This window comes from Flavonifractor porci, assembly GCF_037572415.1.
Lineage (GTDB): Bacteria > Bacillota > Clostridia > Oscillospirales > Oscillospiraceae > Flavonifractor > Flavonifractor porci.
On sequence record NZ_JBBHLB010000004.1, the window covers coordinates 100,649 to 112,701 of the forward strand.

The following is a 12,053-nucleotide window of genomic DNA, read 5'->3' on the forward strand; positions in this document are numbered from 1 at the left end:
CACAAACAAATACCACAGAATCCTGGGAATAGCTACTAAAATATTTCCGTCTTTCTGGCCGCCTGCTCCTCGATCCACGCCATGAGCTTATCCCGGGGGACGATGATCCGGCTGCCCAGGGTGATGGTGGGGAAATCCTTCCGGTGAGCCACCTCGTAGGCGTGGGCCAGCCCGATACCCAGCACATCGGCCACATCCTGCACGGTCAGCATCAGGGGGAGTTCATTGAAAGAGTTATACTTGGATCGTTTCATCGGATTCCTTTCTACCCTTCCCGCGGAAGGGATTTTATTCCTTGTTTTGCGGCCCATTTTCTGCGCCGCTCACATGGTCATTTCGGGCTGCTGTTCCTCATGGTCATCCGACTTGTGGCCTTGAGCGATTTTCTTCTCCCGCAGCTTTCTGAGCCGCTTGCGGTCGATCTGGATGCCGCCGGGGCGGGATCTGGGCAGGGAGTTGTCCTGGAAGATCCGGCTCATGTGGTAGAGCAGCCGGGTCACCGCCAGCATCACATCGGGCGGGCGCTGTTCCTCCCTGTGGTCCAGAAGGTACCGGGCGTATTCGTTTCCCTGCTCCGCCGACCGGGTCAGCCAGAGGACGGCCTGCGCCTCATCCCGGGGCACTTCCTTTCCTGTGAGGTACAGCTTGCCCAGCAGATACTGGGCGTAGGGGTTTCCGCCCTCGGCGGATCGGGTGAGCCACTCCACCGCGCCCACCGTGTCCTGTTCCGTGATTTCGCCACGGAGCAGCTCCTTGCCCAGGCGGTACATGGCCCAGCTGTTTCCGCCTGCCGCGGCGGTGCGCAGCCAGTCCACGCCCCGTTCGGTGTCCCGTACCTCCAGATCGTCAGAAAGAAACAGCTTGGCGAGGGCGTACTGCGCCGCCAAATGCCCCTGTCGGGCGGCCTGCTCGAACCAATACCGGGCGTTCACCCCATCGGGGATCAGCAGAGGGCCGTCCCGCCAGAGCTTGCCCAGCAGGTATTGCGAGTAGCGGTCGCCGCCCTTCGCCAGCTTCTCCAGCTCCGATACCGCGCCGCTCCGCTCCTCCAGCGTCAGCTCTTCATTTCGGATGACCTCCTGCAGCGTCCAGTACGCATAGGACGCATTTTGGAACTGCTCCGGCTCATCCTGTTGGCCCACGTCCTGGTCCTCGAAGGTGATCTGGCCCAGACGCAGCCGCTCCGCTTCCCAGATGACGGCGTTTTTGATCTGCCGGAACTCCTTTTCCTTGGACAGCGGGAGCCGCTCCCGGGGCGTGTCGTGGTAGTAGCCATCCACTTTGCCCTGGAGCAGGAGCCACTGGTCGTAGCACTGGCGCACGATGGGGAGTCGCTCCATCTGGTCCACGATCTCGTCCACCAGCCCCTTGAGCCGCTTGGGAAGGTAGCCGTAGGTTTTCTTGCCTTTGACCGTTCCAAACTGCATTGCCAGCTCCTGCATGAGCTGCTCGGCCTCCGGGTGGTCGCACAGACCGCCCTGCATCGCCTGCACCAGCTCCAGCATGGCCCGCCGGGCCTGCCGCACCAGCTCGTCCCGGGACGCCGACTTCTGCTCGTAGAGGTGGAGCATCTCGTCCCGGAAGATGTCGTTGGTCAGCCTGGACTTGATCTGTCGGATGCCCTCTTTGGAGAGGTAGGCTTGTCCAGGCGTGGCAGACCAGGCCATCATGTGGATGTGCGGATGCTCGCCCTCGTCGTGGAAGGCGGCGTACCAGCGGAAGTCCGCGGGCGGTATTTTCATCGCCGCCGCGATCTCGTTGCGGTGAGCGCGGATGAGATTTCTCCACGCCGCGGCGTTGTCGAAGCCCAGACGCGCCGCGTCCTCCCGCTTGAGAGAGAGGACGTGCGTCCACACATTTCCGGTGTATTGCTCCAGTTCCTCCATCGCTTTTTCCAGCGACACGCCGTCGCTGTCGCCGAACAGCCCGTGGGAACCCAGCCGCTCCGCCCGCGGCCGGGTGGCGATATACTTCAGATACTGCTCCGACTGACGGAGCGCGTCCCAGTTGGATTCCAGCGCCAGGGTGAGGAACGCAGAGGCCGCCGCCTTGGTGGGCTTGGCCTGGTAGCTCGCATACTCATAGAGGGTTTTGGTGTCGGGGAAGTCCTTCACCAGCTTGGCGATGAGCTGCTCCTGCTTGCGTGTGGGCGGACGGTCATCCGGAAGAATTTCTACCCGCTCCCGGGTTGCAATGTAGCGCAGGTACCCGGCCGCGCCGCCCTTGCTTTTGATATAGGGGCTTTTCAGAATCAGTCTTGCCATTGGTCACCATCCCAGTTCGGTTCCTCGGCGGCGCGCGCCCGCTTCTCCAGCGAGATAAGACCGTTGGTGGCTTTCACGTTGTGGACGCTCTCCGCCCGCCTGCGTTTCAGATCGTCCCGGTCGATCTCCATCGCATCCGCGATGATCCCGATGACCATATCCAGCTCCACCTCCCGGGTGTACTCCCGCCTGGCGATGAGGTCCTCCAGCCGGCCCAGCCTGCCGTCCAGCACGGCCAGGAGCACCGTGGGCAGCAGGGATCGGTCGTCCCGCATCTCCAGATAGTCCACATAAAAGTTGACGGCCTTTTCCACGAACTCGTTTTTGCTCCGGCAGTTGTCCGCGGCGTACCACTGCTCCAGCCTGCGGCTGGTCTCCGGCTTCATCCGCAGCGGGAGCCGCTCCTTTGTTTCGTTACCCATGAAAACTCTCCTTTCATCCAAACAGACATCGGCAAAAAGCCTGCAACATGGGGCTTTGTGGGAAAGCTGACGCCAACGGCCTATTTTCTGCCCGTCAAAGACGCCGGCTTTCGTACCCCGAAACTGCCCGCACTGCGGGCAGTTGTGACCGGCCGGGCGGCGCTTGCGGCGCCAGGGTTTTATCCTGCTTTTTCCTTCGTCCCCGCTTTTTCCTCCACCCCCGGAAGCGATTCGGGAAGCATCTCTGGAAACGCCCCCGAAAGCGGCCCAAATCCGCTCTCCACACCCGAGGGGGTATCCAGCCCCGCAGGCTCCCCCAAAGGCGCACACAGGGCGTTCTGGGGGCTTCTGCGGGCGGATTCCGCCAGCCGCTCCGCCACTCTCCGACGGGCGGTATCCTCCTCCAGCTGCCGGAACTGCCGCTCATAGAACGATTCCACCGCCGCCTGGATGGGGCAGATGGTGTTGAGCAGGTTTCCGTTGAGCGGCCTGCCGTCCTTGCTCCGTATCATGGTCGGCTCTGTGCGGATGAGACCTTTCTCCTTCAGGCTGCGCACATACTTGCTGACTGTGTTTTCGCACATCCCCAGCGCCTTGCCGATGGTCTTGTAGCTGGGCCAGCACTGGTAGGTTTCTCTGTCCTCGATGCTCAGCAGGTAGCAGTAGATCGAGATCTCTGGATGACTGAGACCGATGTGAAACACTTCGTTGGGAACCAGAAAATAGTTTTTGCGGGGATCGCGTTTGGGCCACTGTTGAAACTTCATTTTGCACCTCCTGTTCTCTCTGCATTTGCAGCACGAACATCATCCACCATACAATCGCGCGCTCATTCTGGCATGGGTATCACCTCACCGAAGAGCAGCTGTGTATTCTCGATTGACCGTTCCTCAAAATTCATTTTGAAAATACCCCCTCACTACTTAGCCGAACCATATAGCGGGCTGACATAGAATTGACAGAAAAAGAGCGCCTGCCATTCGGCAGACGCTCTCGTCTTGATATAGGTGTATCAAGTTGTTTTGGGCCGTAGGCGACAGATCCCGTCCGCTTCATCCCGCTCTTTCAGCAGCTGCGCCAGCGCGGTGAGCAGCTTCTTTTGCAGGTAGTCCACGCTGCCGCGGTTCAGCTGATGGGCTTCCGCGTACTTGCGGATGGACAGACCTTTTATGAACCGTTCCTGGAAATACGGTTGGTGATCCTGCAGCACCGTCTTCAGCGCGTTGTCCAGAAACTGAATGTCCTCTTTCAGTTTGGCAAAGTCACTTCGGGTGATGGCGGCATACCGCTTCTCGTTCATGCAGAGACGATACTTGGCCGAATCGAAACGATAGTTCTCGCAGAGGTCTTTGGCGTATGCGAGGTAGGTGGGCGCGGTTTGATAGACGCGGGAGTCGTATTCCGCATCCCGCTCCACGCTCTTTTTGCGAATCGGCCCGCGCATACCGTCCTCGGCAAGATTGGAGATGACTGCCTCGGTGATTTTCATATTGGTGACCCGCTTGTACCTGGCCTTCCGCTCGCCGTCTATCTCTACGAACGCACAGAAGGATTTCTTGCTCAGTGTGAAGTACTGCGGAACCTCAGAAAAAGAATAGGAGCGCAGGATGACCGTCTCCTCACCGGTTTCAGCATCCTCAGCCGCCGTGACCAGATAGATCAGCTTGCCGTCATACCGCCGGTAGTACCCTGCCCGGATTTTTCTGTCTGCCATCTGGTCACCTCACATTTGTTTTCTTACCCTCAGTATAGCGGAGCACAGAACTGCTGTAAATGGCGGAGTCTTTTCTTTGTTTTATTCTCCCGCAAAATTTGAGGGTGGCTTACTGTGGCAGTCATCTACCCAGGTCATTTGCTTCATGAATCATACTCAATCAGCCTTTTTACGACTCCGTCTCATAGGGCCAGGTGCTGATACCACCGAATTCGTAGATGTTGGTGTAGCCCAACTCGGCCAGCGCGGAGGAGGCAGTCTTACTGCGGTTTCCGCTACGGCAATAGACCAGCACCGTGGAATCCTTGTCAGGAATCACCTCGGCGGCAGTTGTTTCGTCAATGCTACCCACCGGCAGCAGGACAGCGCCGGGAATGTGGCCACTGTCGTACTCGTCCTGCTCCCGCACATCCAGAATGATGACCTCCTGGGAGTCCATCATCTCTTTGGCTTCTTCCTGGGTGATTTGCTGGTAGGAGCCGTCTGCGGCATTCCCGCCGCATCCGGCCAGCAACAGCAAAAGTGAAATGAGTAGGGGTAAGATTCGTTTCATTTGAGTTCCTCCAGAAGTTTGGCGGCAAAGGCTTTATGCCCTTGCCCTGTGAAGTGTACGCCGTCATAGGCCAGAGGGATGTCCCATCTTCCGGCATCGGCAAAGCGGATACCCATTTGCTTCGCCAGGTCCTGACAGAGCCGGGCGAAAGTGCGGGAGTCATCAATGAGCTGTTGGCTGGGTACCCACGCGCCCAAGGCCACCGGCGGCGGTGCAATCAGCAGGATCTTGCTTCGATCCATGGATATGCCGACGAGGAACCTCTCCAGTCGCTCGGCGGCCTGCTCTGGGCTTCGCCCCTGGAGCAGATCATTGGTTCCCAGCATGACGATCAGCAGATCTGTGTCAGCAGGAAAGGTGGGAGCCGCAACCGGAATTTCCCGGCCATTCTGTCCCATGTTGCACACCGTCCAGCCGGTTTCGGCAGCCAGAATATCCACCCAACGACAGCCCGCGTCATAACGCCCGCCGAAATAGCCCCGGGGATCATATCCGTAGGTATTGGAGTCGCCGAAGCAGATGACGTTCATCTTGTCTTCCCTCTTCTCTGCATGATATCGATGTTCTATCAGTTGTTGGAAACTGCCGCCAACAGCGCCTGCTCCATGCGCTCTTTCTCGCCGCTACCATCCGTCCGAAGCCGAAGCAGCGGAATCCCGCACCGCGCAAAAATCCGGTTTTTCTTTTCATCCCTGTCCGCCTGGATGCTCCCTTCGGCATGGAAAGCGGCACCGTCTACCTCTATGGCCAGCAGAGGCGATTTGTCCATCCGGCGGAACAAGAGAAAGTCCACATGGGTCAAGGGATTGCGGGCGTACACAGTTTCTTCCTCCGTCAATATGGAGTAGTCTTTCACCAGATTGACCAGGGACACATGGGCTGCGCAGTCCACAAAAGAAAACTCTGCTTTTTGAAGGATATTCTGGATCACAGCATAGGCAAGATTTTCCGAGTCGTACTCTGAAACTCGCCCGTGCTTTTTCAAAAAGGCCCGCCGCTGCTCAGCATACCCCTGATAGAGCAGATCGAAAACGGAGTACACCGCGCTCTCAATCACCGCACAGTTGTTGTACTCAATGTAACGGGCCAGATCGCCGTAGTTGGTTCGGTCATTCTGCGAGTCCTGGGAAGTAACGACGGTCAGGGACTTAACTGCACGGGACACCGCTACGTTCAGCATCCGTGGATCATCCACAAAGCCCGTAATGACATTGTCCACGGAAGCCAGGACGATGGCATCCTTCTCTCGGCCCTGGAACTTATGGACGGTAGCCACTTCCAATTCCTTGCCCAGCTGCATTTTGATTGCTGCCACCTGGTCCCGGTACGGCGTGATGATGCCAATACTCCCATATCCCTGTCTTTCCAGGCTGGGAAGAACCTCCTGCCGGATCACATCAATTTGTCTTTGGTTCAGGTGACCACGGGCGTGGTTGCCGGGTGCTGTCCGGTACATGGTAAGGACATCCGGCTCTTCATGATCCTCTGTCATGACGATGAGCTTCCCACCATAGAATTTCTGGTTGCAGAAATTGATTATTTTGGGATGGCAGCGATAGTGTTCCCGCAGAAGAACGGTAGGAGCCTCCGGCCATGCAGCAATCGCAGAGGAGAGCAGACTGTGAGCGGTGAAATGATAAGTTTCCGAGAGGGAATACCGTGCCCAGATTTCCTCGCTTTTCTGAATGTTCTGGCTGTCCAGCACATTAGGGAGCTGCTGGAGATCGCCTACAATGACGATGTTCTTGGCGCTGGCGAAGGCAAGTACGCCGGTGGCCAGATCCACCTGAGAAGCCTCATCCACGATGAGATAATCGTAGGTATGCTCAAAGTTCAAGGTGCCCTTGATGGAGTAGGTCGTGCTCAGGATTACCGGGTATTCCCGATTGAATTCCTGGGATCTTCCCCGGAAATCCCGTATTTCAAAACATTTGCGAGGCTCCTGCCAATGGAACTTTTCACTCAGTTCCGCCCGGAATAACCGCAGAGACTTTTCCGTCAGTTCCTCCATCTTTTTATCAAAGGCATACTGCTCCAGCTTCTTCTCCAGTTGAGCCCGCTCTTCCATCAATTCCTGCCGGCGCACCACATAGAATTGCCGCTGGAGATACGGGATCACCAGTTCCGGCGCCTGGAGGAACACTTTCAGCGCACTGCGGTTGAATCGAAACAGGATGGATATCTTCTGGAGCAGACCCAATTTACTTTCCAGCTGAGCATGCTGTTCATACTCTAACCAGAGGGACAAAATCTTTTGAGAGGAGAGCCCTTTCACCTCATCTTTGGGTGCCTGGGCATAGGTGCTGTAGTACTCACCGAAATAGTGCTGCTCCGGCGTCAGCTGCAGAAGTTCCTGCTCAATGGCGGCAATGCGGTTCTTCCCGTTGAGCATCTCGCTGAGTTCTTTGGAGAGCTCCGTCACCACTTGGTCCAGCTGGGACTTCTCCTCCGGTTCCAGGACCCACGCCGACATATCGGGATATCGGCCCGTCTGTGCCTCCAGAAAATAATCCTTATTGGCACGGCTCCCCAGAAAAGCGGTCAGGAAAGAAAGACCCTTCTTCTCCAGTTTTTCCGCCACATTCAAGGTGGCGGAGTTGTTGTTGGAGACAACGGCCACGGTCTGGCCGTTTCGGACCGCATTGGCGATGATATTCAGAATGGTCTGTGTCTTTCCGGTACCGGGAGGCCCCTGGATAATGCTGACCTGGGAGGAAAGGGCGTTCTCCACCGCTGTTTTCTGGCTCTGATTCAGGCCAAAGGGGTAGATGACTGCCTCGGGAAGCGCCCGCACCGCAGGTTTCTTGGAAGAATCCAGGTAGCAGGAGAGAACGGTTGCGTCGCTGACGCTTTTAACCCGCTCGTACTGGGCGCTCAGGATAGCCTCATGCTTTTTGTTATAGCTGTGCCTCCATGTTCCAATACACATGAGATAGATGGCATTGAGATCCTGGAAGTCCAGTGTGGCTTCATCCACATCACGATAAGCGGACACAATCGTGCGCACCAGTTCATAGCTGCCATCATGCACGTCAGGTGACAGTTCCGGGGTGCTTTTCAGTTTTTTCAATATCTCTTGATTCATTTGAGGTCACCCTCCGTTTGTGCGATCTGGAATCGGCCATAATACTGCTCCAGTTTCTCATCGCAAATCCGCTCTATTTCCTGCTTTTCCTCCCGGGTCAGCTTCTTCCAGACGGACTCGTCCACCTGGATCACGCCCAGAGTCTTGGTGTGGTGGAGCATCTGCATATCCTCAAACCGTTTGAAGGGGTTGGACAGGATATTCCGCTGGGCCTGAGCGTCGGTATAGCCGCCCTTGGCGTAGATGCTGTTGGCCTTCTCCACCACCAGCCCAGCCGCCCGGCGGGCCTCGTAGAATTCCCGGAAGTAGGCGACGATGTCGTTGAGCTTCACCCGGCCCTTGTCATCGGCGAACAGCAGTACCGCTTTGAGCAGCACCGGCTTGTAGGAGTAACTCATATCCATCTGCCGCACCATATCCAGAAACAGCTCCTTGCGGTTGGAGTCGTCGATGAGGGTCCAGCCGTACTGCTCGGCATACTTCTGGAGTGTCTCCTCTTTGAAATACTTGAAGGTCCGGTGCTCACTTATGGGTACTACCAGATCAGGCACCAGAAGGCCCTCTCGGACGTACCGCTCGATGGTCTCCGTCTGCACATCCACCCGGCGGACAAACTCCATCTGGGAGATCATGCCTGCGGCCTCCTCCTGCCAGTTGAAGATGTCCACCAACTCGTAGTCCAGGGCATCCACCGGCCAGTCGATGAGGGCATCCGGGCGCTCGCCCCGGTCGTAGAGGCCCTGTTCAGCGGCTTTCTGCCCCTTGGTGCCCAGCACCAGAGCGCCAGGCTTGTACTCCTTCAGTCGGAACAGCCGGTGCATGGAGTAGGGCATATTGTACTGGCTGGCGTTGTCCACGAAATCAAACACCATCAGACTTTCCTTGCCGGGGGACAGTCGCATCCCGCGGCCCAGTTGCTGGGTATAGAGTACCTTGGACATGGTGGGGCGGGCCATAAACAGCACTTCCGTGGCCGGGCAGTCCCAGCCCTCGTTGAGCAGGTCACAGGCGCACAGCACCTTGATTTCACCCTTCTCAAACCGGGCCAGCACCTCCCGGCGGTCACTGGCTTTGCTCTCGCCGGAGACCGCCTCGGCGGCCACACCAGCGTCGTGTAGCCGCCCGGCGATTTCATGAGCGTGCTTGACGGAGGCGCAGAAGATGACGGTCCGCTTGTCCTTCACATACTGGAGCCAAGTGTCTACAATGAGCTGGTTGCGCTCCGGCACATAGATTTTGCTCTCCAAATCCCGGATGTTGTACTGGACGCTGTTGAAGCGAACCTTAGTCAGATCAATGTTGGTGTGGATGCGAATGCACCGCACCGGCACCAGCTCGCCGATTTCCACGGCGGTCTGGATGTCCAGCTTGTGGGCGGTATTCTTGAATATCTCTAAGATGTTCTTATCGTCGGCCCGCTCCGGCGTGGCGGTCAGGCCCAGGGTGAATTCTGGCGTGAAATAGGACAGGACCTTCTGATATGTATCGGCAGAGGCGTGATGGGCCTCGTCCACGATGATGTAACCGAAGTCATCCGGCTTGAACCGCTCCAGATTCAGAGCCACACTCTGAATGCTGCCGCAGACCACGAAGGCGTTGCCCTGCTTCATACTCTCCACATAGCGGCCCACCGTGGCCCGGGGCCACAGTTCCCGGAAGGTCTTGGTAGCCTGATCCACCAGCTCCACAGTGTGGGCCAGGAATAGTGTGCGCTTGCCGAAACGTTTGGCATCCATGACAGCGGTCACCGTCTTGCCGGTGCCGGTGGCGTGGTAGAGCAGGGCAATGGTCTCGAAGTTGCAGCGCATCTCCTCCAGAGCCGCCAGGGCCTGCTTCTGGTGCTCCTTCAGTTCCAACTGGGAGCCGTCCAGGGATTTGCCCCGCTGGGTGGGGAGGTAGTCCTCAATCTCCCTGAAGCTTGGGTGTTGGCCCAGGAATACCCGCAGCTCGTCCTTGACGGTCTCGGGCTGCTGCTGCATCTGCCGCACCGCCCAGCGGTACACATCCCAGCCCAGATAGATCATGCTGTTCTGTTTGAGCAGGTCGTCGTAGAACTTGTTCTGAGAGACCAGCTTGGGGTTGTGAGAGGCCTCATCGTCAATCTCAATGGCCACCTTACGCCCGCTGTTTTCAATCAGGAAGTCGGCAAACCGGCTGTTCTGGTAGATGTCAGAGAAGGGATACTGGGAGTAGAGATAGCCAGCCTTCTCAGCACCGAAGGTGTCGGAGAATAGTTCGATGAACAAATCCTCAGCACTGCTGCCGGAGGCGGAGCGGTAGGTAGGCATGGAGGTCACCTCACATTATTTGCTTTAGTCGTTCAGATTGCGGGACTCTTGTTTGAAGTTGCCGCAGTTTGGCCAGAGAAATAGGGCGCTGACCATTTTTCTGCATTTTCCCGCAATGCTCCCAGGCCAGTTTGCCGGGCCCATTGTACTCCTCGGAAAAAGTGCCGTCTTTATGTATCTTCAGCACGAGCAGCCATTCCGGCTCACTGGAAATAGCAATACGATTAATTTGTGTTGCTTTGATCTGAACCAGGCGTCCATCGGGGGCTTGTCCATCATGTGTTTTCTCCGATGCTTCGAATAGCTTTAGTCCATAGCAACAGGCTGCCAGAGCTTCACCAATACTCCCAATCATATGGCCGTCTGGCGTATAGTGCCTTCCAGGAAACAGGGCTTCCAGTTCCTGAGATATGCTGTAAAGTATTTTTATCTTTTCTGCAACTAAATCCTGGATCGCTGAACCGCTCATCCCTGCACTTCCTTCAGCAAGATTTTCTTCTCAAATCCGCCGCGCCTGGTTGCTTTGTCTGACCGTACCTGCTCCAGTTTTTCCAATGTCCAACCACGTGCCTTCACGACAGCCTGCATGACCTCCAGAAGGTCAGCCAGTTCTTCCAAAGATTTGCTCTCCTGATATTCTGCCAGTTCCTCGTTCAGCTTCTGGTCCAGAAGGGATATGTAATTCTCATCAGAAAGCGTTTCACAGACGCAGGTTTTCCCATCAGCTTCGATGATTTCTGGGATGCGGTCACGCACCAGTTTGTGATAGGTTTTAGTAGGCATCTTTTAGCCTCCGTAAGATTTCTACATCCGCTGGGCAGAACGTAAATTGATCAATCTCATCCACCGTGATCCAGCGGATGTCATTGTGCTCAAGTTTCTGGGGGACGCCCTCCCGGATGGCAGCATGGAACAGTGTCAAATGAACTGTCAGATCCGGGTATTCGTGAACCACATCCATGAACACTTCGCCCACATTCAGCGTGACGGCCAGCTCCTCCTGACATTCCCGAATGAGCGCCTGTTCCTTGGTTTCGCCTGGCTCTACCTTGCCACCTACAAACTCCCACAGCAGCCCTCTGGCCTTGTGGGCCGGGCGCTGGCAAATCATAAACTTATCCTGATCCCAGATCAGCGCAGCTACTACTTCTGTCATTGACCTCACCTTTGGCTTTATTCAATCGTTGCATCCAAGTTGTCCAAAATGAACTGTTGGGCCGCCTTGTTATAGACGACCACGGTATAGGTTCCGTTTCTCCCTTGCCGCTGCTCTGAGGTAATGCCCAGTTGCTGCCCAGTATCAGTAGGCGTTCGCGTTGTCTTTCCATCCTCTCTTGTGATCAGCGCCAGAAAACCTGCCTGTATCAGCCAGTCTAAAAGGGATTTATAGCTTAACTTTTTCATATTTTCCGGTTGAATCAGCTCATTTATGCGCCTTGTGATCTCGCTGATGGGAATGGGGGTCTCAGAGTAGCGGAAATTTTTCCGAGTTTCATAGTCAAGTTGAAACGGTACTTTTTCCGTTTTTGTTTTTCTTTGCGATACGCCTCCATTTTCCACAATCTGTCTCAGCAGATCAGACACATAAAAAAGGCAACGGGAAATCCTAACATTATTTATGCTATCGGAATCTGGAACCGGTTGATCCGTCAATGGATTGATTCCATTGGCAAGCTTTTCGATATAGGTCTTTGCATAAGCAATTTTCTCCACTTCGGTCATTCCAA

Annotated in this window: 13 protein-coding genes; all 13 read right to left on the reverse strand. The window is 56.1% G+C overall.

Annotation, left to right across the window (positions count from 1 at the left end):
• Positions 1-35 precede the first annotated feature (35 nt).
• Positions 36-254 (reverse strand): helix-turn-helix domain-containing protein, encoded by a 219-nt coding sequence (locus WHJ28_RS04450; RefSeq protein ID WP_087298964.1) that lies wholly within the window; start codon positions 252-254, stop codon positions 36-38.
• 69 nt (positions 255-323) lie between these two features.
• Positions 324-2,264 carry a MobP3 family relaxase gene (gene mobP3 / locus WHJ28_RS04455; RefSeq protein WP_340040039.1) on the reverse strand — a complete coding sequence of 647 codons (1,941 nt, stop codon included), beginning with the start codon at positions 2,262-2,264 and terminating at the stop codon, positions 324-326.
• Positions 2,252-2,686 (reverse strand): hypothetical protein, encoded by a 435-nt coding sequence (locus WHJ28_RS04460; RefSeq protein ID WP_340040042.1) that lies wholly within the window; start codon positions 2,684-2,686, stop codon positions 2,252-2,254. Before WHJ28_RS04460 ends, mobP3 begins: the two co-directional genes overlap by 13 nt.
• Positions 2,687-2,865: 179 nt before the next feature.
• Positions 2,866-3,453 (reverse strand): helix-turn-helix domain-containing protein, encoded by a 588-nt coding sequence (locus WHJ28_RS04465; RefSeq protein WP_340040045.1) that lies wholly within the window; start codon positions 3,451-3,453, stop codon positions 2,866-2,868.
• 245 nt (positions 3,454-3,698) lie between these two features.
• Entirely contained in the window at positions 3,699-4,400 is a 702-nt protein-coding gene (locus WHJ28_RS04470; protein WP_340040048.1) for a hypothetical protein, read from the reverse strand.
• A 169-nt stretch (positions 4,401-4,569) separates the two neighbouring features.
• Positions 4,570-4,953: a rhodanese-like domain-containing protein gene (locus WHJ28_RS04475; protein ID WP_340040051.1), complete on the reverse strand. Its 384-nt coding sequence runs from the start codon at positions 4,951-4,953 to the stop codon at positions 4,570-4,572.
• A complete protein-coding gene (locus WHJ28_RS04480) occupies positions 4,950-5,483 on the reverse strand; it encodes a GDSL-type esterase/lipase family protein (RefSeq protein ID WP_340040054.1) in 534 nt (177 codons plus the stop codon). The genes WHJ28_RS04475 and WHJ28_RS04480 overlap by 4 nt, the downstream gene beginning before the upstream one ends.
• Before the next feature lie 38 nt (positions 5,484-5,521).
• Positions 5,522-8,038 (reverse strand): AAA domain-containing protein, encoded by a 2,517-nt coding sequence (locus WHJ28_RS04485; RefSeq protein WP_340040056.1) that lies wholly within the window; start codon positions 8,036-8,038, stop codon positions 5,522-5,524.
• A complete protein-coding gene (locus tag WHJ28_RS04490) occupies positions 8,035-10,335 on the reverse strand; it encodes a DEAD/DEAH box helicase (protein WP_425461099.1) in 2,301 nt (766 codons plus the stop codon). The genes WHJ28_RS04485 and WHJ28_RS04490 overlap by 4 nt, the downstream gene beginning before the upstream one ends.
• 1 nt (position 10,336) lies before the next feature.
• A complete protein-coding gene (locus tag WHJ28_RS04495; protein ID WP_340040060.1) occupies positions 10,337-10,795 on the reverse strand; it encodes a DUF6998 domain-containing protein in 459 nt (152 codons plus the stop codon).
• Positions 10,792-11,109 (reverse strand): nucleoside triphosphate pyrophosphohydrolase, encoded by a 318-nt coding sequence (locus WHJ28_RS04500; RefSeq protein ID WP_340040063.1) that lies wholly within the window; start codon positions 11,107-11,109, stop codon positions 10,792-10,794. The genes WHJ28_RS04495 and WHJ28_RS04500 overlap by 4 nt, the downstream gene beginning before the upstream one ends.
• Positions 11,099-11,482 carry a (deoxy)nucleoside triphosphate pyrophosphohydrolase gene (locus WHJ28_RS04505; RefSeq protein WP_340040066.1) on the reverse strand — a complete coding sequence of 128 codons (384 nt, stop codon included), beginning with the start codon at positions 11,480-11,482 and terminating at the stop codon, positions 11,099-11,101. Before WHJ28_RS04505 ends, WHJ28_RS04500 begins: the two co-directional genes overlap by 11 nt.
• 17 nt (positions 11,483-11,499) lie before the next feature.
• Positions 11,500-12,048, reverse strand: a complete 549-nt coding sequence (locus WHJ28_RS04510) for a hypothetical protein (protein WP_340040069.1) — start codon at positions 12,046-12,048, stop codon at positions 11,500-11,502.
• Positions 12,049-12,053 lie beyond the last annotated feature (5 nt).